23 protein-coding genes and 1 tRNA gene are annotated in these 23,277 nt (G+C 67.9%); 13 read left to right on the forward strand and 11 right to left on the reverse strand.

What is annotated here, in order from left to right:
* Window positions 1–8: 8 nt before the first annotated feature.
* From AC4GYU_RS07875 to AC4GYU_RS07900, 6 genes are all read right to left on the reverse strand, one after another.
* Window positions 9–710: a lysophospholipid acyltransferase family protein gene (locus AC4GYU_RS07875; protein ID WP_491086336.1), complete on the reverse strand. Its 702-nt coding sequence runs from the start codon at window positions 708–710 to the stop codon at window positions 9–11.
* Between the two features lie 40 nt (window positions 711–750).
* The gene (locus tag AC4GYU_RS07880; protein ID WP_491086337.1) at window positions 751–1,173 is read right to left on the reverse strand and encodes a Fur family transcriptional regulator; all 423 of its coding nucleotides are present in this window, start codon (window positions 1,171–1,173) and stop codon (window positions 751–753) included.
* A 107-nt stretch (window positions 1,174–1,280) separates the two neighbouring features.
* Entirely contained in the window at window positions 1,281–1,709 is a 429-nt protein-coding gene (locus AC4GYU_RS07885) for a Ros/MucR family transcriptional regulator (RefSeq protein ID WP_491086338.1), read from the reverse strand.
* A gap of 121 nt (window positions 1,710–1,830) precedes the next feature.
* Window positions 1,831–2,307, reverse strand: a complete 477-nt coding sequence (gene rimI / locus AC4GYU_RS07890) for a ribosomal protein S18-alanine N-acetyltransferase (protein ID WP_491086339.1) — start codon at window positions 2,305–2,307, stop codon at window positions 1,831–1,833.
* Window positions 2,304–2,912 carry a tRNA (adenosine(37)-N6)-threonylcarbamoyltransferase complex dimerization subunit type 1 TsaB gene (gene tsaB / locus AC4GYU_RS07895; RefSeq protein WP_491086340.1) on the reverse strand — a complete coding sequence of 203 codons (609 nt, stop codon included), beginning with the start codon at window positions 2,910–2,912 and terminating at the stop codon, window positions 2,304–2,306. Before tsaB ends, rimI begins: the two co-directional genes overlap by 4 nt.
* Before the next feature lie 67 nt (window positions 2,913–2,979).
* The gene (locus tag AC4GYU_RS07900; protein WP_491086341.1) at window positions 2,980–3,954 is read right to left on the reverse strand and encodes a quinone oxidoreductase family protein; all 975 of its coding nucleotides are present in this window, start codon (window positions 3,952–3,954) and stop codon (window positions 2,980–2,982) included.
* Between the two features lie 98 nt (window positions 3,955–4,052).
* On the opposite strand from AC4GYU_RS07900, the gene AC4GYU_RS07905 reads away from it, so the two are divergent.
* Genes AC4GYU_RS07905 through AC4GYU_RS07925 form a run of 5 tightly spaced genes read left to right on the forward strand, consistent with a single transcriptional unit; the run spans window position 4,053 to window position 6,948 of the window.
* Window positions 4,053–4,295 carry a MoaD/ThiS family protein gene (locus AC4GYU_RS07905; protein WP_491086342.1) on the forward strand — a complete coding sequence of 81 codons (243 nt, stop codon included), beginning with the start codon at window positions 4,053–4,055 and terminating at the stop codon, window positions 4,293–4,295.
* Window positions 4,288–4,767, forward strand: coding sequence for a molybdenum cofactor biosynthesis protein MoaE (locus tag AC4GYU_RS07910; RefSeq protein ID WP_491086343.1), 480 nt, complete (start codon window positions 4,288–4,290; stop codon window positions 4,765–4,767). Before AC4GYU_RS07905 ends, AC4GYU_RS07910 begins: the two co-directional genes overlap by 8 nt.
* The gene (gene moaB / locus AC4GYU_RS07915) at window positions 4,764–5,294 is read left to right on the forward strand and encodes a molybdenum cofactor biosynthesis protein B (protein ID WP_491086344.1); all 531 of its coding nucleotides are present in this window, start codon (window positions 4,764–4,766) and stop codon (window positions 5,292–5,294) included. The genes AC4GYU_RS07910 and moaB overlap by 4 nt, the downstream gene beginning before the upstream one ends.
* 2 nt (window positions 5,295–5,296) lie before the next feature.
* Window positions 5,297–5,770 carry a cyclic pyranopterin monophosphate synthase MoaC gene (gene moaC, locus AC4GYU_RS07920; RefSeq protein ID WP_491086345.1) on the forward strand — a complete coding sequence of 158 codons (474 nt, stop codon included), beginning with the start codon at window positions 5,297–5,299 and terminating at the stop codon, window positions 5,768–5,770.
* Complete coding sequence (locus AC4GYU_RS07925) at window positions 5,767–6,948, forward strand: molybdopterin molybdotransferase MoeA (protein WP_491086901.1); 1,182 nt, start codon at window positions 5,767–5,769, stop codon at window positions 6,946–6,948. Before moaC ends, AC4GYU_RS07925 begins: the two co-directional genes overlap by 4 nt.
* A 3-nt stretch (window positions 6,949–6,951) precedes the next feature.
* Here AC4GYU_RS07925 and AC4GYU_RS07930 read toward each other — a convergent pair whose 3' ends face one another.
* Together AC4GYU_RS07930 and moaA are read right to left on the reverse strand one after the other, a co-directional pair.
* Window positions 6,952–7,686, reverse strand: a complete 735-nt coding sequence (locus AC4GYU_RS07930) for a sulfite exporter TauE/SafE family protein (RefSeq protein ID WP_491086346.1) — start codon at window positions 7,684–7,686, stop codon at window positions 6,952–6,954.
* Between the two features lie 2 nt (window positions 7,687–7,688).
* Entirely contained in the window at window positions 7,689–8,684 is a 996-nt protein-coding gene (gene moaA, locus AC4GYU_RS07935; RefSeq protein WP_491086347.1) for a GTP 3',8-cyclase MoaA, read from the reverse strand.
* Between the two features lie 150 nt (window positions 8,685–8,834).
* On the opposite strand from moaA, the gene AC4GYU_RS07940 reads away from it, so the two are divergent.
* Window positions 8,835–9,383: a pseudouridine synthase gene (locus tag AC4GYU_RS07940; RefSeq protein ID WP_491086348.1), complete on the forward strand. Its 549-nt coding sequence runs from the start codon at window positions 8,835–8,837 to the stop codon at window positions 9,381–9,383.
* Between the two features lie 50 nt (window positions 9,384–9,433).
* Window positions 9,434–10,264 (forward strand): 23S rRNA (adenine(2030)-N(6))-methyltransferase RlmJ, encoded by an 831-nt coding sequence (locus AC4GYU_RS07945; RefSeq protein WP_491086349.1) that lies wholly within the window; start codon window positions 9,434–9,436, stop codon window positions 10,262–10,264.
* Window positions 10,265–10,298: 34 nt separating this feature from the next.
* On the opposite strand, the gene AC4GYU_RS07950 is transcribed toward AC4GYU_RS07945, so the two are convergent.
* Both AC4GYU_RS07950 and AC4GYU_RS07955 read right to left on the reverse strand, forming a co-directional pair.
* A tRNA-Cys gene (locus tag AC4GYU_RS07950) sits at window positions 10,299–10,372 on the reverse strand.
* Window positions 10,373–10,417: 45 nt separating this feature from the next.
* Complete coding sequence (locus tag AC4GYU_RS07955) at window positions 10,418–13,189, reverse strand: M16 family metallopeptidase (protein ID WP_491086350.1); 2,772 nt, start codon at window positions 13,187–13,189, stop codon at window positions 10,418–10,420.
* A 324-nt stretch (window positions 13,190–13,513) separates the two neighbouring features.
* Between AC4GYU_RS07955 and AC4GYU_RS07960 the strand changes: the two genes are divergently transcribed.
* The 6 genes from AC4GYU_RS07960 to AC4GYU_RS07985 all read left to right on the forward strand — a co-directional run bounded on the left by AC4GYU_RS07960 (window position 13,514) and on the right by AC4GYU_RS07985 (window position 22,382).
* Entirely contained in the window at window positions 13,514–14,164 is a 651-nt protein-coding gene (locus AC4GYU_RS07960; protein WP_491086351.1) for a protein-L-isoaspartate O-methyltransferase family protein, read from the forward strand.
* Between the two features lie 19 nt (window positions 14,165–14,183).
* Window positions 14,184–15,635, forward strand: coding sequence for a TolC family outer membrane protein (locus tag AC4GYU_RS07965; RefSeq protein ID WP_491086352.1), 1,452 nt, complete (start codon window positions 14,184–14,186; stop codon window positions 15,633–15,635).
* A 35-nt stretch (window positions 15,636–15,670) separates the two neighbouring features.
* Window positions 15,671–16,093 carry a DUF2497 domain-containing protein gene (locus AC4GYU_RS07970; RefSeq protein ID WP_491086353.1) on the forward strand — a complete coding sequence of 141 codons (423 nt, stop codon included), beginning with the start codon at window positions 15,671–15,673 and terminating at the stop codon, window positions 16,091–16,093.
* A gap of 48 nt (window positions 16,094–16,141) precedes the next feature.
* Entirely contained in the window at window positions 16,142–18,181 is a 2,040-nt protein-coding gene (locus tag AC4GYU_RS07975; RefSeq protein ID WP_491086354.1) for a S9 family peptidase, read from the forward strand.
* 148 nt (window positions 18,182–18,329) lie between these two features.
* Window positions 18,330–20,954: a valine--tRNA ligase gene (locus AC4GYU_RS07980; RefSeq protein WP_491086355.1), complete on the forward strand. Its 2,625-nt coding sequence runs from the start codon at window positions 18,330–18,332 to the stop codon at window positions 20,952–20,954.
* Entirely contained in the window at window positions 20,955–22,382 is a 1,428-nt protein-coding gene (locus AC4GYU_RS07985; RefSeq protein ID WP_491086356.1) for an MATE family efflux transporter, read from the forward strand.
* Here the strand turns inward: AC4GYU_RS07985 and AC4GYU_RS07990 are convergent.
* A complete protein-coding gene (locus AC4GYU_RS07990) occupies window positions 22,364–23,275 on the reverse strand; it encodes a diacylglycerol/lipid kinase family protein (protein ID WP_491086357.1) in 912 nt (303 codons plus the stop codon). The genes AC4GYU_RS07985 and AC4GYU_RS07990 overlap by 19 nt on opposite strands.
* Window positions 23,276–23,277 lie beyond the last annotated feature (2 nt).

A 23,277-nucleotide genomic window follows, 5' to 3' on the forward strand; every position in this document is an offset into this window, starting at 1 on the left:
GAGCGCGCCTATACGCCCGCGGGAAGCACGCCGCTAGGCGCGAGCGCGGCAGCGATTGCGTCGTGGCTTTCGCGCGCCATCTGCTTGCGGTCGCGGCCCGGCGCCAGCGGAGCGAGGAAGTGAAGGGTCACCGCGACCGTGCCGCGCCGGCCGAGCAGGCGAAGGAAATTGGCCTGGCCCGTTTCTCCCTGCGGCCAGCCATATTCCGGACCCGCTCCGCCATAGTCGATGGCGACCGGCTGGACGATGAGTGGCGCCGGGGGGTTCTCGGCCAGTTTGAGCAGCGACGACCGGAAGGGAAGGAGGCGCCCGCCGTCGCTGACGGTCCCTTCCGGAAAGAGGGTGAGCGGCTTGTGGCTCCGCAGCGCTCTTTCCATGTCGCTGAGCTGATCGCCGACACTGGCCTTGCGATCGCGATCGACGAAGACGGTGCCGTTCTGCTCGCACAGCCAGCGCATCAGCGGATGCCCCTTCAGCCCGTCCTTGGCGACGAAGGCGCAGTCGGTCGCACCGGCCAGCATCGGAATGTCGAGCCAGCTCACATGATTGGCGACGATCAGGGTCCGGCTTTCCGGTCGCGGCCCGTCGCTGCGGACCCTCGCCCCCGCAATCCAGCCGACCCCGCGCAGCAGGCGGCGCGGCCAGGGGGAAGGTGTGAAGCGGCGGACGATCAGGTGGGCCGACGCGCAGACGACGAACAGCGCCGCCATGGCGGCCAGCCGGCCCGCCGCCCGAACCTTTGAGGATGATCTAGCGGTCGCGACCAAGCGGGACGCCGTACAGCTCCAGGCGATGGTCGACGAGGCGGAAGCCAAGCCGCTCGGCGACGCGGCGCTTCAGCTCTTCCAGTTCCTCGTCGTGGAATTCGACGACCTTGCCGGTCTCGACGTCGATAAGGTGGTCATGATGCTCGTCCGACACCGCCTCATAGCGCGAGCGGCCGTTGCCGAACTCGTGTCGCTCGAGGATGCCCGCTTCCTCGAACAGGCGGACGGTCCGGTAGACCGTGGCGATCGAGATATTGGGATCGACCGCGCTCGCCCGCTCGTGGAGAGTCTCGACGTCGGGATGGTCCTCGGATTCGCCGATGATGCGCGCGATGGTGCGGCGCTGCTCGGTGATCCGGAGCCCCTTTTCGGCGCACAGCGCCTCAATATCGATCGTGCGATGCATCGACGCTCACCTAGGGGAGGTGCGCCGGGGCGTCTAGGCCCGAGCGGCCGGCCGCCGCAGCGAAATCGCGTCCAAGGAACGATCTCGCCGCAGTCGGCCGGCGCGGGTTACTTGGCGGTGCGGCCGCCGCGCTTGCGCTTGGTGCCAAGGCCGATCGACTTGGCAAGGGTGCGGCGCTGTTCGGCATAGTTGGGCGCGACCATCGGATAGTCGGCGGCAAGTCCCCACTTCTGGCGATATTGATCCGGGGTCATGCTGTAATGCGTCATCAGGTGGCGCTTCAGCATCTTCAGCTTCTTCCCATCCTCGAGGCAGACGAGATAGTCGGGCTTGACCGACGAGCGGATCGGAACCTTGGGCTCGGGCTTCGCTTCGGGCGCGGCCGGCCGGCTGCCCAGCGCCGCGAGCGCGCCGTGAACGTTCTGGATAAGTTGCGGCAAGTCGTTGACCGCGACGCTATTGTTGCTGACGTGGGCAGCAACGATATCGGCGGTCAAGGTGATCAGTGTTTCGGCACTTTGGTCGTTGTCGTTCATGGCTTGAACCTTATGGAAAGCAGAAACGCCTACTGACGCTCCGAGCAGCGCTCTTGAGCCTTACATTCTGAATAGAACAGAAATCAACGATTGTTTCTTGACCTAAACATACGTCAATTTCTTAGATTGATTTGACCATGGTCAGGGCGTCGAAGTGTTCGCCGTCAGTACCACGATAATATTTGCTTCTGCGTCCAGCGATGTCGAAACCGCGGCTCCGGTAGAGGGACACTGCCGGATTGCCGTCACGCACTTCGAGGTGGAGGTGATGAGAGCCCGCCGCGCGATGATCCTCGATGAAGCTGTCGACCAGCCGCCCGCCGACGCCACGCCCGGACGCCTCGGGGCTGACCGCGATCAGGAGGAGTTCGGCCTCGTCGAGCGCCTTGCGCGAGAGGCTGAAGCCGACCGTCCGCTCGTCCTCGCGGGCGACCAGCAAGGTCACGCCGTGCATCGGCAGGATCCCGGCGACCTGCGCCCGGGTCCAGGCTTCGCCGAAGCGGCGGTCGAAGCTTGTCGTCATGATTTCCATGACATCATCGAGATCACTGCCGCTGCCACGGGCGATGATGATCCCGGGGGCTGCCTCGCGGCTCATGCGGCCTTCGGCTTTGCGTCGGGTTCGCGGGCGTAGATGGGCTTGGGGGGAAGCGATCGAAGGGAGAGGGGCAGCCGAAGCGCCGCCGCCGCAGTTGGAAGAGCGTCGAGCGCTTCGCCCCAACCCCGGGCCTCGACCAGCGCCGTCGCCCCCGGGCCGGCGACAAGATCCGTCTCCAGCGCGGCTGCGGCGGCGGCTGGCGTTAGGCTGGCGAGGTCGCTCGTCCCGGCGAAGGGCTGGCGTTCGAAGGCCTGGACGAAGAGTTCGCCATGGCCCCCGTTGAGCGCCGCGACGACGGGCGTGTCCCCCGGGACGGACGCCGCCAGCAGGGCGAGGGTCGACATGCCGTGGAGCGGAACGCCCCAGCCAAGCGCAAGGCCATGCGCGGCGGCAATCCCCACGCGAAGCCCGGTGAAGCTTCCCGGGCCGCAGCCGACGAGAACGGCCGTCGCCCTGCGCCCGGCGAGCAGCTGGTCGAGCAGCGGCATCAGCCGTTCGGCATGGCCCCGCGACATCACCACGTCGACCCGGTCGAGCAGGCGGCCATCGTCATCGAAGAGGGCGGCGGTGCAGGCCGGGGTGGCGGTGTCGATCGCAAGCAGCATGGTTCACTCGATTGGGCCACGAAACGGCGGGCAGGGCAAGAAAAAGCTTGGTTTTTCGCGTGAAACGTCAGGGAATGAGGAGGATCGACCCCTGTGTTTCTCTGGCCTCGAGGCGACGATGGGCCTCGGCGGCTTCAGTCAGCGGAAGGCGCCCGCCGATCGTGACCCTGAGCACGCCTGACCGGACCATCTCCCAGACCCGCGCGACGCCTGCCTGACGCTCCGCCGGCGTGGCGTAATAATCGAACAGGGTGGGGCGGGTGACCATCAGCGAGCCCTTCTGGGCCAGCGTGCCCAGCGCGACCCCGGTCACCGGCGCCGAGGCGTTGCCGAAGCTAATAATCAGCCCGCGCCGTGCCGTCGAATCGAGGCTGGCCTGCCACGTATCCTGGCCGACGCCGTCAAAGATCACCCGGCAGCCCTTGTCCCCGGTCTCCTCGCGAACGCGCTGGGCGACGTCCTCATGATCGTAGCGGATGATGGCCGCGGCTCCGGCCTCCAGGGCAAGGCTCGCCTTGGCCTCAGTCGAGACGGTGCCGATGACCCGGGCGCCAAGATGATTGAGCCACTGGACAAGCAAGAGCCCGACACCGCCCGCGGCGGCGTGGACGAGAACGTCGTCCCCCGCCCGGACGCGGCCGCAGCGCTCGACGAGGAATTCGGCCGTGCAGCCCTTCAGCAGGACCGCCGCGGCAAGGTCGCTCGGAATGTCGTCGGGAACGGGCAGAAGATGCTCGGCCCTGGCAATCCGCGCGGTTGAGTAAGCGCCGCGCTCCGGCCCGAAGGTCGCGACCCGATCGCCCTCCCGCAACGCGGTGCCCGGTCCCGCGGCGAGCACGCGGCCCGCGGCTTCCATCCCCAGCGCGGCGGGGAAGGCAACGGGATAGACGCCGCTTCGATGATAGGTGTCGATGAAATTGAGCCCGATCGCCTCGTTCGCCATCAGCACTTCGCCGGGTCCCGGCGACGGAAGCGTGGCCTCCTCCCATTCGATCACGTCGGGACCGCCGGAGCGGTGGAGGATGGCGCGGAGGGCTTTCATCGCTGCTGCCCTAGCGCTCCCTTGTTGCACCGACAAATGCAGCTAGGCTCTGGCGCATGGGCGATGGGCCGCGAAAAAGTGATGGAGACGCGCAGAGCGTGCGCGTCGATTTCTACGGGCGCCTCGCCGCCGTCGCGGGCCGTTCGGTACGCATCGATCTGGCCGAGGGCATGACGATCGCTTCGCTTCGCGCACAGCTTGCCGGCCAGCGCCCGGAATTTCGCGGCCTGCTGCCTTCGACCTCGGTCCGCGCGCTCGTCGACGACCAACTCGCCGAGGAAACGACGCCGGTCGTGCCGGGGTCGATTGTCGGCTTCTTCCCACCGGTGTCGGGTGGCTGAGCCCCTCGTCACGGCCGAGCTGCTCGCGGACGACTTCGACCCGGCCGAACGCCTCCGCGCCTTCACGCGCACCTTGGCCGGGCAGTCGGGCGCGGTTGCGACGTTCACGGGCCTCGTGCGCGGCGAGAATGCGTCCGGCCAGCCGGTGGCCCGGCTCCGCCTCGACCATCATCCCGTGCTGACCGCGCAGACGCTCGATGCCATCGCTGCGTCGGCGGTCGGGCGCTTCGCGCTCGATGCGGTGGAGGTCGCCCATCGCTGCGGGACCATCGCCGCCGGTGAGCCGATTGTCTGGGTCGCCGTCGCCGCCCGCCATCGCCGCGCGGCCTTCGAAGCGGTGGACTTTCTGATGGATCGCCTCAAGACCGAGGCCATGTTCTGGAAATGCGAAGAAGGCCCGGCCGGCGAAACCTGGATCGAGCCGACGGCTGACGACCACGCCGCCCGGTCGCGTTGGGGCACGGTTTCATGAGCGGCATCGACGAGGCGCTGTCCTTCCATCCGTTGCGGATCGCGGTGCTGACCGTGTCCGACACGCGCACCGAGGCGAACGATACGTCCGGGGCGCTGCTCGCGTCGCGCCTTCGTGAGGCAGGGCACGAACTTGCCGATCGGGCGATCGTCCCGGACGATGTTGATGCGATCCGCAATTGTGTCCGGCAGTGGGCCGAGGCAAGCGACATCGACGTGATCCTGACCACCGGGGGGACCGGCTTTGCTCCCCGCGACGTCACGCCCGAAGCCGTGCGTCCGCTCTTCCGCCGCGAGATGGAAGGCTTCGCGATCCTGTTTCACCAGGCGAGCGCGACCACGGTCGGCCTTTCGACCATGCAGTCGCGCGCGGTCGCGGGGCAGATCGGCGATACCTTCATCTTCTGCCTGCCCGGCTCTACCGGCGCCTGCCGCGACGCCTGGGACCTTGTGCTCGGGCAGGCGCTCGACAGCCGCTACCGGCCCTGCTCGGTCGCGTCCAACATTCCCCGGCTTCGCGAGCGCTGAGGATGAGCGACCTCAGTCATGTTGGGGGCGACGGGCGAGCGGCGATGGTCGATGTCTCGGCGAAGACCGCGACCCAGCGCACCGCTGTCGCGCGCGGCCAGCTTCGCTGCTTAACAGCGACCCTCGACCGGGTCGCCGAGGGGAGTGCCCCCAAGGGCGCAGTGATTCAGACCGCCGAGCTGGCGGGGATCATGGCGGCCAAGCGGACGGCCGACCTCATCCCCCTTTGCCATCCGCTGGCGCTGACAAAGGTCGCGGTGCGGATCGAGCCCGACGCTGCGCTTCCCGGCTTTAGGGTCGAGGCGGAGGTCCGGACGACCGGCAAAACCGGCGTCGAGATGGAGGCACTGACCGCGGTCTCGGTCGCCTGCCTTACCCTGTTCGACATGCTCAAGGCGATCGACCGGTCGATGGTCATCGAGGCGATTTCCATTGTCTCTAAGACCGGCGGCAAGTCGGGATTGTGGGAGCGATGATCCGCTTCGAGGAAGCGCTCGACCTCCTCATCGGACAAATTGCGCCACTTGCCGGCGAATCGGTCCGGCTCGCCGACGCTCATGGCCGAACCCTGGCAGCGCCAGTCCGAGCGGCGATCGACTCCCCGCGCGCGGACGTCTCCGTGATGGATGGTTATGCGGTGCGGACCGCCGAACTCGGGGAAGGGGGAGCGGCCCTGCCGGTACGCGGGGAATCGCGTCCGGGGCTTCCGCCAGAACCGCTTCCCGCGGCCTCCTGCATGCGCATCTTCACCGGAGCGCCCATTCCGCCGGGGGCTGATCGGGTCGTGATGCAGGAGGAGGTCGAGCGCGACGGCGACTTGGCCATATTCAAGGCGCCGGGCGCCTCGCGCTTCATCAGGTTCGCCGGATCGGATTTCCGGATCGGCGAGCTGCTTCTCCCCGCCGGGCGTCCGCTGACACCAGCGGCACTTGTCGCCGCCGCGGCGGCGGACGTCGGTGAGCTCCTGGTTCATCGCCGACCCCGTGTGCGGCTTATCGCAACCGGGGACGAATTGGTGGAAGCGGGATCAGCGCGCGCAAATACCTCTGTCATCCCCGACAGCGTCAGCCACGCGGTCGCCGCGCTTGCCCACGAGCAGGGCGCCGAGGTGCTGGGAATCGATCGGCTCGGGGACGAGCTCGATACGCTTCGCAAAGCTGCCGCCAGCGCGCTGCTCGATGCCGACGTGATCGTGGTGAGCGGCGGCGCCTCGGTCGGCGAGCGCGACTTTGCCCGCGCCATGTTCGCCGATGCCGAGCCGCGGTCCATCTTCTCGAAGGTCGCCATGAAGCCAGGCAAGCCAGTCTGGCTGGCGCGCGCGGGAAGCACGCTCATCCTCGGACTTCCGGGCAATCCCGCCTCGGCGATGGTCACGGCGCGTCTCTATCTTGCCCCGTTGCTCCGCGGCCTTGGTGGGAGCGACCCCCGGTCGGCGCTCCGCTGGCGGAGCATGACGCTCGCCGCCGCGCTTCCCCCCACGGGCCCTCGCGAGACCTTCGCGCGCGGGCATGAGGAGGGCGGATGCGCCAACTTGTTCTCGCACCAGGACAGCAATGGCCAGAAGGGGTTCGCCGAAACCACCCTGCTGATCAGATTGCCGCCGGGCGATCTGCCGATTGTCGAAGGAAGCCCGGTCGAGGTGCTCGATTTCTGAACGTCAGCCACCAAGCACCAGCTTCAGTCCGGCGACGAGCAGCACAAGGCCAAGGGCCTTCAACACCAGCGGTGCCTGCAGCCTGATGCCGAGGGTCGTTCCCAGCAGCGCTCCGGAAAGCACGGCCGCCGCGTAGAGCGGAAGGTCTGGCGGGAGCACGCTCACGGACGCCAGATTGCCAAGCAGTCCGGCGGCCGAGTTGCACAGGATGAAGGCGGCGGCCACGCCCGAGGTCGGCTTGGGCCGGCTCCAGGCGAGGAACAGCAGCAGGGGCGAGAGGAAGATGCCGCCGCCGGTCCCGGTGAGGCCAGACAGGAGCCCGATCCCACAGCCGAGCAGGATTCCGAGCCACACCGGCGGGTCGCGGACCTCTTGCTCGGCCCGCCTATCGCCCGGCCACAGCAGCCTTGCCGCGGAGAGCAGGAGGACCAAGCCGACCAGCGGCTTGTAGACCGCGCCGGACAGCGGAATGCTCCCGCCGAGCACTGCAAACGGCATGGCGCCGACGAGGAACGGCCAGAGGGTCCGCCAGCGGAACTGGCCGGCGCGCAGGTATCGAATCGAGCCCAGCGCCGCGACAATGAGGTTGAGCACGAGCGCGGTCGGCTTCATTACCGCGGGTGGCAGGCCGAACAGCGCCATCAGCGCGAGATAGGCCGAGGCGCCGCCGTGGCCGACGCTCGAATAGAGCAGGGCGCCGACGAACATGCACAGGGCGAGCAGCCATTCCGGCGCCAAGCTCAGCCCCCGGTCACGCTCATGTGGCGGGCGACGGCCGGGGCCGGGGCATCGATCCGGAAATCATGCCTGGCGGGCTTGCCGGCGATGAGGCGGTCGAGCGCCTCCTCGAGCGCGTCATGGTCACCGGCCCGGAGCAGATCGCGGGTCTCGATTTTCTGGTCATGCCCGAGGCAGCCGAAGATCGTGCCGGTCGCCGCCACCCGGACCCGGTTGCAGCCGCCGCAGAAATTGTCGGTCAGCGGCGTGATGAGGCCAAGCCTGCAAGCCGTTCCGTCGACCCGGAAATAGCTGGCCGGTCCGGCCGTGCGCTCGAGCGTCGGGACGAGCGCGAATTCTGCTTCGAGCTCGCGCTTCACGCGGTCGAGCGGAAGGTAGTGACGCGTCCGGTCCTCTTCGACCGCGCCCAAAGGCATCGTCTCGATCAGCGCCAGGTCATGCCCCTCTGCCACGCACCAGCGGAGCATCGCCGCAATCTCGTCCTCGTTGACGCCCGCAAGCGCCACCATGTTAGCCCGGATCCGTAGCCCCGCCGCCTTCGCGGTGGCGATCCCGTCAAGCACGCGGCCCACGTCGCCCCCACGGGTGATGGCGCTGAACCGATCGGGGTCGCGGCTATCGAGGCTGACATTGACCCGGCGTACCCCGGCGCGGACCAGCCTCGCGGCGGCCGCTGCCAGCCGATTGCCGTTGGTCGTCAGGGTCAGTTCGTCGAGCCCGTTGCCGAGCCGCCGACCGATCGCATCGACCAGATCGAGGACGTCACGCCGAACCAGCGGCTCCCCGCCGGTGAGCCGTATGCGCCGGACCCCGCGGGCGATGAAGAGGTCTGCGAGTTGCTTCAGCTCGCCCAGTGTCAGCAGATCCTCGCGGGGGAGGAAGGTCATCCGCTCGGCCATGCAGTAGCGGCAGCGAAGGTCGCAGCGATCGGTGACCGACAGGCGGACATAGTCGATCCGACGCCCGAAGCGGTCAATCATCGCCGGCCTGTCCGCCATCTCCACGCTTCTGTCTCCTCGCCGAAGGGGCATCCTCCCGCTGCGCCGCCAGCCTCGCCCGCCAACCGCCATCGGGCAAGTCACTATCGGCGAACGCCTTCCTCCGACGCGTGAAGACATGGCGGCCCTCCGGCGATATGCGCGTCCCCGATGGCCCGGCTGCTACTCTTCAACAAACCGTACGGGGTCGTGTCGCAATTCACCGACCGGGGGTCGCCGACGACCCGCGCGACCCTATCGGACTTCATTGCGGTGAAGGGCGTCTATCCGGCCGGTCGGCTCGACCGCGACAGCGAGGGCCTGCTGCTGCTCTGCGACGACGGCCGGCTTCAGGCGCGCATTGCCGACCCGCGCTTCAAGCTGCCCAAGACCTATCTCGTGCAGGTGGAGGGGGACCCGCAGGAGGCGGCGCTCGACGCCTTGCGCAAGGGCGTCCTGCTGAACGACGGCATGACCCGGCCCGCCGACATCGAGCATATCGATGATCCGGCCCTCTGGCTACGCGACCCGCCCATCCGCGTGCGCAAGTCCGTTCCTGACAGCTGGCTCAAAATCACCATCCGCGAGGGGCGCAACCGGCAGGTGCGTCGGATGACCGCGGCGGTCGGCCTGCCAACGCTTCGCCTCGTCCGCTGGGCAGTAGGAGCATGGACGGTCGCGGGCATCGCTCCCGGCCATTATGAAGAACTGGCCGTCTAGGCGCTCCGGCCGAGCCGCTTATAGGAACCGCCAAAGATCTCGGAATTTCGATGAACTATCGTCACGCCTTTCACGCTGGAAACAGCGCCGATGTCGTCAAGCACAGCCTGCTGATCGCGCTCGTCCGCGCTCTTCAGCAGAAGCCTGGCGCCCTGACCCTGATCGACACCCATTCGGGCTGCGGGCTCTACGATCTCGACGACGACAAGGCCCAGCGCACCCTCGAGGCCGAACAGGGCGTGATGCGGGTAATGGACGACACCAACCCGCTGCTCGACGACTATCGTGCCTCCGTGACGGCGGTGAATGAGGGGGGAGAGGGCAATCTCTATCCGGGCTCGCCGCAGTTCCTGGCCCAGCTCTTGCGTCCGCAGGACGTACTGATCCTCAACGAAAAGCACCCCGAGGATGCGGCGGCGCTGCGCAGCGCCATGCGCGGGACTCCTGCCGCCGTGCATGAGCGCGACGCCTACGAGCTCTGGCTGGCCCTGCTGCCGACCAGGACTCCGCGCGGTGTGGTGGTGGTCGACCCTCCCTACGAGCAGACCGACGAGCGGGCCCGGATCACCGCGACGCTTGCCGCCGCCACGCGCAAATGGGCGCATGGCGTGACGGTCATCTGGTATCCGCTGAAGGACCGCGAGACGCACGAAAGGTGGAAGCAGCAGCTGCGCCGCCTCGGCATCCCCAAATTCATGACGATCGAGCACTGGCTGTTCGATGCCGAGCAGCCCGGCGTCTACAACGGTGCCGGCCTGTTCGTCGTCAATCCGCCCTATGCCTTCACGCAGGCGCTGCCACCCTTGCTCGAAGCGCTGCGCACTGCGCTTGCCCCCGATGGGCACCGGGGCAGGATCTTCGCGGAATGGCTGAACGCCTGAGGTGCGCGGGCGCTGCGGCATCGCAGCGGCGTCATGGAGGCCCGAGCCGGAATCGAACCGGCGTGCAAGGATTTGCAGTCCTCTGCGTCACCACTCCGCCATCGGGCCTCGAAGCGTGGGTTGCGGCTCCTAAGCCGAACCGCGCCCGGGCTGTCAATCTTTACCCGACGCCTTTGCGACCGGTGCCCCGCCCGCAGGCGGGATGACCGAAAGGAGCGGATTGCCCTTCACGACACGGATCTTCACCGCCTTGGAAGCGAGAAGGTAGCGTTTTGCCGCGGCCTGCAGCTGCGCCGGGGTCACCGCCTCATAATCGGCCTTCTGGGTCAGGATCGTCTCGAGCGTGAACGGGTCTCGGCCGAGGTCCTCGAGCGCGGTCAGCCAGTAGGCGTTGCCGTCGCGGGCGCGGTCGATCGAGGCGACGAGCGGCTTCCTCGCGCGATCGAGCTCATCCTGGTCGATTGGCTTGGCGGCAAGCGCCGCGGCAATCTCCTGCGCTTCGCCGAAGAAGGCGTCGAGCTTCTCCGGCGGGGCTTCGATCTGCGCCGCGAGATAGCCATAGTCGCCCCAGGTCGAGGAGGCGGCATGACCCGCGCTCGGCGAATAGCTGACGCCTTCCTGTTCGCGCAGCTGCTCGGTGAGGCGCAGCTGGAAGACCGAGCCGAGCAGGCTCAGCATCCGGGCTTCCTTGCGGGTCTTGGGTGCGTAGCCGGTGGTCGGCCAGGCGATGAAGCCCGAGGCCTGGTCGTCGCGGCCCTTGTGGAACAGCGTGATCGGGCCGGACGGAGGAGCTGCCGGGAAGCGCATTGCGCCCACGGGCAACTTTGTCTCGGTCCTGGGGGCAAGCGCACCGAAGGTCGCGGCGGTTTCGGCAATGGCGCGGTCGACATCGATGTCTCCGACCACGATGACCTCGATTGCCCCGGTCTTGAGCGCGGGGTCGAGCAGGGCTCGTCCGTCGGCGATGCTGCTCGCACGCATGGCGGCGCGGCCGGGAATTGCCCAGCGCTTGTCGCCGCTGCGCAGGATCAGCCCGAGCTCGCGGCCGAGCAAGCCGCCGGGCGAACTTTCGAAGCGGTCGTGGATCGAACCCGCGGTCGACTTCAGCCGCTCCCAGCCGAGCGGACGCCAAGCCGCATCGGTCAGGAAGGCCGCAAGCAATTGCATTTCGGTCCGGAAATCGGCCGGACGGGTTCCGCCGCCGAGGATGAAGCGCTCGTCCTCGACCGCGAAGTTGGCGGCGACCAGCTTGCCGGTGGTGGCGCGGTTGATCGAATCGGCGTCGAGCTTGCCTGTCCCGCCAAAGATCAGGCCCGGGCTGAGCGCCCACTCCGGGCTGAGCCGCGCAGGATCCATCGCCAGTCGGCCGTTACCGAAGCGGACCGTGACGAGGATCTGCTCCTTGCGGCTGCTGCTCGGCCGGACGGTCAGGCGGACCCCATTGGCGAAGCGGACCTGCGTGGTGCCGATGTCGGCGAAGGTCTTGCGCTCGGCGACTGAGCCCGGGGTCCCGAACTGGTCGTAGGGCCAGGCCACCTTGGCCTGCGCCAATGGTGCCGTCACCGCGACCTTGCGGCTCTGCTCGTAGGCGGCCAGCAGGGTTTCGCGGGTGGCGACCGGACGGGGAAGCGTCAGGTAGAGGAGGGGGCCCGAGCCGGCGAACAGGCGGCGCACGGCGCCGTGGATCCGGTCGGTGGTGAGGCTTGGCTCGATCGTTCGGAAAAAGGCGAGCCGGTCGGCGGGCGAGGTCACGACCGTGTCGCGATTGACCGCCCCGACGAGCGTCTCGGCGAGCGCGTTGCTGGCCCGCGTGGGGGCCGCCGCCACCGACGCTTCGAGCGCGGCGCGGGCGCCGGTGAGCTCCCGTTCGAGTTCGTCGGGGGTGACCCCGAATTCGACCAGCCGGCGCTGCTCCTCGTCGAGCGCGGCCAGCGCGGCGCGCCAGTTGCCGAGCCGGGCTTCGGCGACGAGACTGGTCGTCTCGGCGGTGCGCTGGTTGTCGCCGACGGACAGGCGTGCGCTGACGAAGGGCGGGTTGGTGTCGCGCTGCGCCAGCTTCTCGAGGCGCCGATTGAGGATCGCCACGGCGATTTGATTTTCAAGGTCGGCCTGACGCTTGGCCGCGCTGTCGGGTTCGAGATCGGGCGGTCGCACCCAGTTCAGCGACGGGGACGCCGCGATGGCGGAATCGACGAAGACGCGCGCGTCGGTGGCGCGGGTGCCGGGCTTGCCCTCGTCGGCCGGGACGCCGGCGGGACCGACCCCGCGCCAGTCGCCGAATTGCTCGCGGATGCGGCGTTCGATGTCGCCCGGATCGATGTCACCGGCAATGATCAGGGTCGCCCGCTCGGGCCGGTACCAGGCCCGGTAGAAATCGAGCAGCCGCTGGCGGGGCGCGGTGCGGATGACCTCGGTCGTGCCGATCGGAAGCCGGTTCGGCAGGAGCTGGCCGGGATAGAGCCAGGCTAGCTGGTCGACGGCCTGGCGATAGCCCGGGCTGGCGCGGACCCGCTCCTCGGACAGGATGATTCCCCGCTCTCGGTCGATCGCCGCGCTGTCGAGCTTGGCTTTGCCAGCAATCTCGCGGAGCAGGAATAACGCCTCGTCGAGGGTTGGCTTGTCGGTCTGCGGAAGGTCGAGCTTGAACACCGTCTGGCCGAAATCGGTCGAGGCGTTGGTGTCTGGGCCGAAGCGCAGGCCGTGGCGCTCAAGCCGCCGGACGAACTCGCCCTCCGGGACATTCTCGGTCCCGTTCAGCACCATATGTTCGAGGAAATGCGCGAGCCCACGCTGGTCGTCGGCCTCGTTCAGCGAGCCCGTGTCGATCCGCAGCCGCACGGAAGCGAGGCCCGGCGGAGTCCGGTTCTGGCGGATGATGTAGCGCATCCCGTTCGGAAGCGTCCCGAGTTTCAGCTCCGGGTCCACACGCAGGCCGTCCCCCTTCATCCACGAGGACTCGGTCGTGGCAGCCGGCCCTTGAGCGACGAGCGGGGCGGCGGTCGAAAGCAGGAAAAGGGCGGCGGGAACGGCTGACCAACGCATCGAATTCACGAACTCCCGCCAGAATCACAGAGACTTGAGACCCGCCTTGTAGAGCCGAGCCGACGCGTGATGCCAAGCATCGAAGCTGCATGGCTCGACCTCGTGGCCGCAGGCTTCGACGAACGGCGGTCGCGTTGCTTGGCGCGCGATGCGGAGACGGGTACATGGGCGGTTGAACTTCTAGTGTCTTAGTGACATAAGACAGCTGTGATCAAGAGGATAGACATGGACTTTGCCGCTGCCCGTCGCGCGATGGTCGACAGCCAGCTTCGCCCGCAGGCGGTCACCGATCCGCTGGTGGTGAACGCCATGGCGAGCGTTCCGCGCGAGCGCTTCGTGCCGGAAGACTCGGCCGCGATCGCCTATATCGACCGCATGGTTCCCCTCGGCGGTGGCCGCATGATGAGCCCGCCCGCGAGCCTTGGCCGGATGCTGACCGAACTGGCCTGCCGCCCCGGCGAGCGCGCGCTCGTGATCGGCGCGGCGACCGGCTATGCGGCGGCGGTGCTTGCCGAGATGGGTCTCAAGGTCGTGGCGCTCGAAAGCGACGCCGACCTAGCGGCCGGCTCGGTCGCAGGCGAGGGCGTCACCGCAGTCTCCGGACCGCTCGAGCAGGGCGCGCCGTCGCAGGCGCCCTTCGACGTCATCCTGATCGACGGCCAGATCGAGGAATTGCCGGAGGCGCTGGTCCAGCAGTTGAAGGTCGGCGGTCGCCTCGCCACCTGTCTTGTCGAAGGCGGCGTGCCCCGGCTGATGGTCGGCACCCGCTCCGTTCACGGGTTTGGGCTCAAGTCGATTGCCGACGCTAGCATGGCCCCCCTGCCGGGATTCGCCCGGGCCGAAGTCTTTACCTTCTAGGACCGGGAGAATTCCCATCTTGCCACGTCTTCTCGCCTGCTGCGCGACCGCAGCGCTGGCGCTGTCCAGCCCCGCTGCGGCGGATACGCTGCGCGAGGCGCTCGTCTCCACCTATCGCACCAACCCGACGCTGAACGCGCAGCGCGAGGCGCTTCGTTCGACCGACGCCGGCGTCGCGATCGCACGGGCCGCTGGCCGGCCGCAGGTCAGTGGCGTCGTCGGGGTCAACCGCGACCTCACCCGCTCGGGCATTCTCGATACCGGCGGATCCAAGGGGCCGACCGTGTCGGGCGGCGTCGATCTCAGTCTTCCGCTTTTCACCGGCGGCCGGGTCCGCAATTCGGTCGCCGCGGCCCAGACCCGCGTGGCGGCGGGCCGGGCGACCCTCCGAGCGGTCGAGGGCGACGTCTTCACTGATGCTGTCGCGGCCTACATGGACGTGATCCGCGACCGCGCCATCGTCGAGCTGAACCAGAACCAGATCCGGGTTCTGTCGACCAATCTCGAGGCCACCCGCGACCGTTTCGAGATCGGCGACGTGACCCGCACCGACGTGGCGCAGAGCGAATCGCGTCTCAGCCTGCAGCGCTCGCAGCTGGCCAATGCGCAGGCCCGGCTTGCCGCCAGCGAGGAGAATTACCGCCGCATCGTGGGCCGCGCGCCCACGACCCTGTCCTCGCCGCCGCCGCTTCCGCCGCTTCCGGCGAGCGCCGACGAGGCCGTACGGATCGCCATTGCGCAGAACCCGGACGTCATCGCCGTGGTTCGCCAGGCCGAGGCCGCCGGGCTCGATGTCCGTACGGTTCGGGCAGACCGCCTGCCGACCGTCTCGGGCGTGCTCAGCGGCGACTATCTCAATCGTGTCGGTGGGGATTCGGGCGGGCTTCCGCGCTCGGGCACGCAAACGACCATTGGCGTCAACGCGCGCATCCCGCTCTACCAGGGCGGCTTGCCGTCGGCCCGCATCCGCCAGGCGCAGGCGCTCGAAGGGCAGTTGCTCGAGCAGGTGATCGGTACTGAGCGGCTGGTCGTCGCCAATACCCGTTCCGCCTTTGCGTCCTACGAAGCCGCCAACCGCGCGATCCAGTCGAACGAGGTTGCGGTGTCGGCTGCCAGCCTTGCGCTCGAAGGCGCCCGCGCGGAGCGCAGCGTCGGCACGCGGACCGTGATCGAGGTGCTTAATGCCGAGCAGGAACTGCTCAACGCGCAGGTCCAGCTCGTGACCGCGCGCCGCGACCAATATGTCGCCGGCTTCCAGCTCCTGAACGCCATGGGTCAGGCCGAAGCCGATGACCTCGGTCTCGAGGGCGGCGCGCTCTACGATCCGACCGGCAATTACCGGAAGGTTTCGGGCAGCTGGAACGACTGGGCGGGCGAGGGGCGGCATGATCCGCAGTCGACGCGCACGGTGACTGCGGCCGAAACGCCGGTGGCTGGACCGCCCGTGGGGGTGACAACGCCGCAGCGTTGAGGCAGCTAGGCGCGATGGCTGGCCGCGAACCTTCGATGGAAGACATCCTGGCGTCGATCAAGAAGGTGATCGCCGAGGAGAAGGAGCTGCGTTCGGGCGGCACGGTGACCGTGCCTGCGCCCGAGGCCGAGCCATTGGTCGATGCGACGCCCGAAGCGACTGCCCCCGAAGTGCTCGAACTCGACGAACCGATGGTCGAGGAAGTGGTGCTCCCGCCGGTTGACCTCGGGCCGCCGCTGGTCAGCGAGGATGCGGCGGAGGCGAGCCGGGCCAAATTGGTCGCGCTTCAGGAAGTCGCCGCGACCGCGCCGCCGCCGCCGACGGTCAATCCGCTCGAGCAGGTGGTGCGCGACATGCTTCGGCCGATTCTCAAGGACTGGCTCGACCAGCACCTGCCCGCGATCGTCGACGAGCATGTGAAGCGCGAGATCGGCCGCATCACCGGGCAGCCGCTCTAAGAAAACGCGCACTTGCGGTTCATCGCCGCGCTGCTACGCCCTGCCGCCATGACCAAGCGTATGCTGCTGCTGGCGGCCGTTGCCGCCCTTGTCGCCCCGACCGTGGTGGAAGCCCGGCCGATGACCGCCACCGACATGCACATGATGCGTCGCCTCGGCAGTCCTGATGTCTCTCCCGACGGCCGCTATGCCGTCTTCAGCCTGTCGACCACCGACCTTGCGAAGAACAAGCGCAACAATGTTCTCCACCTGCTCGACCTGACGAAGCGGGGCGCCGCGCCGCAGCCGATCTCCGGGGCCGAAGGTGGCCATGACGCGGTGTTCGGGCCCGACGGCGCACTCTATTTCCTCAAGGCGGTGGGCGACCGCGACCAGCTTCACCGCATGCCGCTCGGCGGCCAGGCCGCTGTGATGAGCGACTTCGGCGCCGACATCTCGGGCTTCAAGCTTTCGCCGCGCGGCGATTCGGTGCTCGTCTGGGCCGATCAGCGCGACTGCCCCGACCTCGCCTGCGCCGCGACCACCTTCGCAGCCAAGGAGCCCGGCTCGGGCCGAGTCTACGATCAGTTGTTCGTGCGCCACTGGGACACCTGGGCCGAGCCCGGCACCAAGAGCCGCATCTACACCTTCCCGATCGCGAACGGCCGGCTTCAAGGCTTCGGCACGCGCGTGACCGGAAGCCTCGTCGGCGACACGCCGTCGAAGCCTTTCGGTGGCGGCGAGGAGATCGACTGGTCGAAGGATGGCCGTACGGTCTTCTTCGCACTGCGCGAGGCCGGGCGGATCGAGCCCACCTCGACCAATCTCGACGTCTTCGCGGCGCCGGCAGATGGATCGGGCGAGCCGACCAACCTCACGCCCGACAATGACGGCACCGACACGCTCCCGACCGTCTCCCCCGACGGTCGGACCCTGGCCTACGTCTCGATGGCCCGCGCCGGCTACGAGGCCGATCGCCAGGTCCTCAAGCTGCGCGACCTCGCCAGCGGCCAAGTGCGCGCGCTGACGCAAGGGTGGGACCGTTCGGTCGGCTCGATCGCCTGGGCCCCCGATGGCAAGTCGATCCTGGTCACCGCCGACGACACGCTCGAAGGACCGATCTTCCGGGTCGACGTCGCTAGCGGCAAGGTCGCGCGGCTGACCGCCGAGGGGCATGCCGGCAACGTCCACGCCCTTCCCAACGGCGCCGTCCTCTACACCTCGAACAGCATCCAGGCGCCCGACGACCTCTATCTTCTCCGTGGCAAGGCCAAGCCGGTCCAGCTGACCGCGGTCAACAAGACGCTGCTCGCCGAGCTCGATCCCGTCACCGTCGATCGCTTCAGCTTCGCCGGTGCCAATGGCGACAAGGTCTGGGGCATCAAGATCAAGCCCGTGACCAGCGCCACCCTTCCGGTCGCCTTCGTGGTTCACGGTGGGCCGCAGGGCAGCTTCGGCAATGGCTGGTCCTATCGCTGGAATCCGCGCGTCATGGCGTCGATGGGGATGGGCGTCGTCAGCGTCGATTTCCACGGGAGCACGGGCTACGGCCAGGCCTTCACCGACAGCATCCGCAACAACTGGGGCGGCTGGCCGCTCGAGGACCTGCAGAAGGGGCTTGCCTACGCCACCGCGCAGGACAAGCAGCTCCAGGCCGACAACGCCTGCGCGCTCGGTGCCAGCTACGGCGGCTACATGATGAACTGGATCGCGGGGAACTGGCCGGACCGGTTCAAGTGCCTCGTCCAGCATGACGGCGTGTTCGACGCCCGCGCCATGGCCTACGAAACCGAGGAGCTGTGGTTCGACGAGTGGGAGCATGGCGGCAAGACCTATTATGAGGATCCGGCCGCGTTCGAGCGCTGGAACCCGGTCAACCATGTCGCCAAGTGGAAGACCCCGATGCTGGTCATCACCGGCGAGAAAGACTTCCGCATCCCCTACACGCAGGGGATCGCTTCCTTCACCGCGCTTCAGCGGCGCAACATTCCGTCCAAGCTGGTGGTCTTCCCCGACGAGAACCACTGGGTGCTTAAGCCGCAGAACTCGATCCAGTGGTATCGCGAGGTCGAGCGCTGGCTGAAGCAGTGGACGGGTAGCGCGCAATAACGCCGCTCCTCTTAAGGGGAGCTGTCAGCGCAGCTGACTGAGGGGTTCTCCGAGCATCGCGGGAACCCCTCCGTCGCCTTCGGCGACGCCTCCCCTGAAGGGGAGGGGCGGGTTGTGCAGTGCAACAACCCTGCGCTAACCGCATCCCATGACCGAACTGCCGAAGACCTTCGAACCGGGCCCGATCGAAGCCCGCTGGTATGATCACTGGGAGGGTTCCGGCCAGTTCCGCCCCGAGCGGAAGGACGCCGAGCCCTTCACCATCGTCATGCCGCCGCCCAACGTCACCGGCAGCCTCCACATTGGGCATGCGCTCGACAATACGTTGCAGGACATCCTGACGCGCCGCGCCCGTATGCAGGGCAAGGACGCGCTCTGGGTCGTCGGCACCGACCATGCCGGCATCGCCACGCAGATGGTGGTCGAGCGGCAGATGGCCGAGCGCCAGCAGAAGCGCACCGACTTCGCCCGCGACGACTTCGTCGCCAAGGTCTGGGAATGGAAGGAAGAGAGCGGCGGCCAGATCACCCTCCAGCTCCGCCGCCTCGGCGCCTCGTGCGACTGGTCGAACGAGCGCTTCACCATGGACCCGGGCTTCTCGAAGGCCGTGCTCAAGGTGTTCGTCGAGCTCCACAAGCGCGGCCGCATCTACCGCGACAAGCGCCTGGTGAACTGGGACCCGAGGTTCGGCACCGCCATCTCGGATCTCGAGGTCGAGACCAAGGACGTCCCGGGCAAGTTCTGGACGCTCCGCTACCCACTCGCCGACGGCAGCGGCCACATCGAGGTCGCCACCACCCGCCCCGAGACGATGCTCGCCGACATGGCGGTTGCCGTGCACCCGGAAGATGCGCGCTACACCGCGCTGGTCGGCAAGCAGATCAGGCTCCCGATCACCGGCCGCCTGATCCCGATCGTCACTGACGAACATGCCGATCCCGAGCTCGGCTCGGGTGCGGTCAAGATTACCCCGGGCCACGATTTCAACGACTTCGAGGTCGGGCGCCGCGCCGGGATCAGGGCCGGCGACATGCTCAACATGCTCGATGCCGCCGCCAACGTCTGCCAGACGCAGGACGGCCTCGTGCCCGAAGAATTGCTCGGCCGCGAGCGCTTTGACGCGCGCCGCCGAGTGGTGGAACTGCTGGACGAGGCGGGCGCGCTGGTGAAGGTCGAGGACCGCACCATCGCCACTCCGTTCGGCGACCGCTCGGGCGTCGTGATCGAGCCCTGGCTGACCGACCAATGGTATGTCGACGTCAAGCCGCTCGCCGAGCGGGCCGCCGCGGCGACCCGCTCGGGCGAGATCAAGATCGTGCCGGAGACCTGGTCGAAGACCTGGTTCAATTGGCTCGAGGGCATCCAGCCCTGGTGCGTTTCGCGCCAGCTCTGGTGGGGTCACCAGATTCCGGCCTGGTACGACGCCGACGGCACGCCCTTCGTGGCAGAGACCGAGGAAGAGGCGCGCGCGCTGGCCGGCGACGATCGCGAACTGACCCGCGACCCCGACGTCCTCGACACCTGGTTCAGTTCGGCGCTGTGGCCCTTCGCCACGCTCGGCTGGCCCGAGGAGACCGCGGACCTCAAGCGCCATTACCCCAACGACGTCCTCATCTCCGGCTTCGACATCCTGTTCTTCTGGGACGCCCGGATGGCGATGCAGGGCCTCGAGTTCATGGACGAGGTGCCGTGGCGCACCCTCTACCTCCACGGGCTCGTCCGCGACGCCCAGGGGCAGAAGATGTCCAAGTCCAAGGGCAACACGGTCGATCCGCTTGGCCTCATCGACCAATATGGCGCTGACGCGCTGCGCTTCACGCTTGCCGCGATGGAAAGCCAGGGCCGTGACATCAAGCTCGATGAGAAGCGGGTCGAGGGCTATCGCAATTTCGCGACCAAGCTGTGGAACGCTGCCCGCTTCCTCCAGATGAACGGGGTGGGGGCTTCCACCTCGATCGAAGCACCGTCGGCGACTCTTCCGGTCAATCGCTGGATCATCGGCGAGGTGGTAGAGACGCTCGATCGCCTCAACCGCGCCTTCGACGAACTCCGCTTCGACGGCATGGCCGACGCCATCTACCACTTCACCTGGGGCACCTTCTGCGACTGGTATGTCGAGCTGGTGAAGGGGTCGTGGGACGAGGAGACCAAGGCCGTCGCCGCCTGGGCGTTCGACCAGATTCTTGTCATGCTCCACCCGTTCATGCCCTTCGTCACCGAAGAATTGTGGCATGCGATGGGGAGCCGGCCCTACGACCTCATCGTCGCCAGGTGGCCTGCGCCGCAGGCGTCGGTCGACCTCTCGGCCAAGGCCGAGATCGACAGCCTGATCGACGTTGTCGCGGGTGTCCGGACACTTCGCGCCGAGCTCAACATCCCCTGGACCGCGAGCTTGGTGCCGCACGTACTCGGCGGTGTGCCCGAGACCCTGGAGCGGCTGAACAAGGGCGCCTCGATCCTCGCTCGCATGGTCAAGGTCGAAGCCCCGGTCGAAGCCGACGCGCCCCCGCCGGGCTCGGCGCAGATTCTCGCCGCCGGCGCCACCGTCGCCTTCCCCCTCGGCGACGCGATCGACCTCGAAGCCGAGAAGGCCCGTCTCGCCAAGGCGATTGAGGCTGCCGCCAAGGATCGTGACAGTCTTGCCGCGAGGCTCGCCAACCCGGCTTTCGCCGAGCGCGCCAAGCCCGAAGCGGTGGCCAAGGCACGGGCTGACCATGAGGCCAGGTCGGCCGAAGCCGAGCGTCTTTCCGCCGCCTTGTCGCGTTTGGGGTGAATGGCCGACGCCGACGCTCCTCCGGTGCCCACGAAGGGCAGCCCCAATCGCCGTGACCTGACGCAGGGTCCGATCGCCCGGACCCTGCTCGCCTTTGCGCTGCCGACCCTCGGCTCGTCGATCATCCAGTCCCTGAACGGGTCGATCAACGCGGCCTGGGTCGGGCGGCTGATCGGCGAGGATGCGCTCGCCGCGACCGCGAACGCCAACATGACGGTGTTCGTCCTGACGGCCTTCACCTTCGGATTCTCGATGGCCTCGAGCATCCTCATCGGCCAGGCCTTCGGGCGCCGCGACGTGGATGCCGCGCGTCGTGCCTTCGGGACCGCGGTCGGCTTCTTCGCCATCCTCGGGACCTTGGTCGCGATCGCCGGCTGGTTTCTCAGCCCGCACATCCTCGGCCTGCTGGGCACCCCGCGCGAGGCGGTCCCGCTCGCCGACGCCTATCTGCGTGTCATCTTCCTCGGCATGCCGCCGACGATCCTCCTCGTCATGTCGATGATGGCGCTACGCGGCTCGGGCGACAGCCTGACACCCTTGTGGTTCATGATCCTCGCGGTGATTCTCGACAGCGGTCTGAACCCGCTGCTGATCGCCGGAATCGGGCCCTTTCCGCGCATGGGCATCGCCGGTTCGGCGACCGCGACCGTGATCGCCAACTGGGTCGCGCTCTTCGGGCTGGTCGCCTACATCTACGCCAAGGACCTCGTCCTTCGACTGCGCGGCGCCGAACTTGCCTATCTCAAGCCCGCCGGGGGCTGCCTCAAGACCATCGTCTTCAAGGGCCTGCCCATGGGCCTGCAGATGATCGTCATCTCGGTCTCGAGCCTGCTGCTCGTCGGCCTGGTCAACCGCGAGGGTGTCCACATCACCGCGGCCTATGGCGTCACCATGCAGCTGTGGACCTACATCCAGATGCCCGCGATGGCCTTCGGCGCCGCCGTCAGCGCGATGACCGCGCAGAACATAGGGGCCGGGCGGTGGGACCGGGTGGCGCAGATCACCCGCACCGCGATCGTCCAGACGCTGATCATCACCGCCAGCCTGATCGGCCTGTTCCTGCTCTTCGAGAAGCCCGCCCTCAGCCTCTTCCTCGGCATGGACAGCCCGGCGCTCCCCATCGCGATGCATATCCAGTGGATCGCCACCTGGAGCTTCCTCCTGTTCGGGATCACCCTCGTCCTATTCGGCACCGTCCGCGCCAATGGTGCGGTGATCGGCCCCCTGGTGATCCTTGCGGTGGGCCTCTTGCCGGTGCGGATCGGCTTCGCCTGGCTGGCGGAGCCATGGCTGGGCGCTGATGCCCTGTGGTGGAGCTTCCCGGTGTCGACCCTCGTCAACCTGACGCTGGCGATTCTCTACTATCGTTCGGGCCACTGGCGCGAAGCGCGGATGGCCGCGGGCCGGACTCAGCCGGCGGCGATCTGAGCCTCGCGCGGCGCGGCGACCCACACCGCGGCCCGCGCGACCTTCACCACCGCCGGGGTCTTTCCGGACAGTTCGCCGTCGATCGAGATGCGCTGGCTGGGCTTGGCGCTGATCTTGAATTCGCGCCCGCGATATTCGGTCATCGTCTGCTTGCGCGCGCGGAGCTTGAAGAGGGTGGCAAACCAGCTCCAGGCGAGGTGGACGAGGCTCCGCCCGGTCACCGCCTGGATGACGATCTCGCCGGATTGGAGGTCGGCATCCTCGATCAGCTCGATCCCGCCATGGAAGCGCCCGTTGGCGATCCGCGCCTCGGTCGCCCAGTGCTTGTGGATGGTCTTGCCGTCGTCGATCCGCAGCCGGAAGGGGCGGAACTTCACCGCCACCCGCAGCGCCCACAGCATATAGCCGACCATGCCGAGGTAGCGCTTGAGGTTGTGCGGCACGGTCTCGGCGATCATCGGCGACAGGCCCATGGCCGAGGCGTTGACGAAATAATCCCCGTCGATCGCGCCGAGGTCCATCTTCATCTTGCGCCCGTCGACGATGGTGTCGATCGCCGCTTCGAGGTTGGGACCCATGCCGAGCGTGCGCGAGAAGCTGTTCGCGGTCCCCAGAGGAAGAATGGCGAACACCGTGTCGGTGCCGAGGAAATCGTCGACCGTCGACGACAGGCTCCCGTCGCCGCCACCGACGATCACCATCGGCGGCTTCTTGGCCAGCGCCTCGCGCACGGTGCGCTGCATCTTCTCGGGATCGGTCACCGCCTGCGCGTCGATTAGTTCGACCCCGCGCTGCTGCAGCAGTTCGCGGGCCTTTTCGAACGCGTCGGCCCCATTGCGGCTCTTGGCGTTGACGATCAGGACGGCATGTTTCGGAAGCGTATCGTCGGTCATCC

It is taken from the genome of Sphingomonas sp. SP2 (assembly GCF_058313385.1).

Excerpts from the sequence above, each read along its gene's own strand:
- AC4GYU_RS07875 (WP_491086336.1), bottom strand. The coding sequence starts at position 710 with ATGGCGGCGCTGTTCGTCGTCTGCGCGTCGGCCCACCTGATCGTCCGC.
- AC4GYU_RS07880 (WP_491086337.1), bottom strand. The coding sequence starts at position 1,173 with ATGCATCGCACGATCGATATTGAGGCGCTGTGCGCCGAAAAGGGGCTC.
- AC4GYU_RS07885 (WP_491086338.1), bottom strand. The coding sequence starts at position 1,709 with ATGAACGACAACGACCAAAGTGCCGAAACACTGATCACCTTGACCGCC.
- rimI (WP_491086339.1), bottom strand. The coding sequence starts at position 2,307 with ATGAGCCGCGAGGCAGCCCCCGGGATCATCATCGCCCGTGGCAGCGGC.
- tsaB (WP_491086340.1), bottom strand. The coding sequence starts at position 2,912 with ATGCTGCTTGCGATCGACACCGCCACCCCGGCCTGCACCGCCGCCCTC.
- AC4GYU_RS07900 (WP_491086341.1), bottom strand. The coding sequence starts at position 3,954 with ATGAAAGCCCTCCGCGCCATCCTCCACCGCTCCGGCGGTCCCGACGTG.
- moaB (WP_491086344.1), top strand. The coding sequence starts at position 4,764 with ATGAGCGGCATCGACGAGGCGCTGTCCTTCCATCCGTTGCGGATCGCG.
- moaC (WP_491086345.1), top strand. The coding sequence starts at position 5,297 with ATGAGCGACCTCAGTCATGTTGGGGGCGACGGGCGAGCGGCGATGGTC.
- AC4GYU_RS07925 (WP_491086901.1), top strand. The coding sequence starts at position 5,767 with ATGATCCGCTTCGAGGAAGCGCTCGACCTCCTCATCGGACAAATTGCG.
- moaA (WP_491086347.1), bottom strand. The coding sequence starts at position 8,684 with ATGGCGGACAGGCCGGCGATGATTGACCGCTTCGGGCGTCGGATCGAC.
- AC4GYU_RS07940 (WP_491086348.1), top strand. The coding sequence starts at position 8,835 with ATGGCCCGGCTGCTACTCTTCAACAAACCGTACGGGGTCGTGTCGCAA.
- AC4GYU_RS07945 (WP_491086349.1), top strand. The coding sequence starts at position 9,434 with ATGAACTATCGTCACGCCTTTCACGCTGGAAACAGCGCCGATGTCGTC.
- AC4GYU_RS07970 (WP_491086353.1), top strand. The coding sequence starts at position 15,671 with ATGGAAGACATCCTGGCGTCGATCAAGAAGGTGATCGCCGAGGAGAAG.
- AC4GYU_RS07975 (WP_491086354.1), top strand. The coding sequence starts at position 16,142 with ATGACCAAGCGTATGCTGCTGCTGGCGGCCGTTGCCGCCCTTGTCGCC.
- AC4GYU_RS07980 (WP_491086355.1), top strand. The coding sequence starts at position 18,330 with ATGACCGAACTGCCGAAGACCTTCGAACCGGGCCCGATCGAAGCCCGC.
- AC4GYU_RS07985 (WP_491086356.1), top strand. The coding sequence starts at position 20,955 with ATGGCCGACGCCGACGCTCCTCCGGTGCCCACGAAGGGCAGCCCCAAT.
- AC4GYU_RS07990 (WP_491086357.1), bottom strand. The coding sequence starts at position 23,275 with ATGACCGACGATACGCTTCCGAAACATGCCGTCCTGATCGTCAACGCC.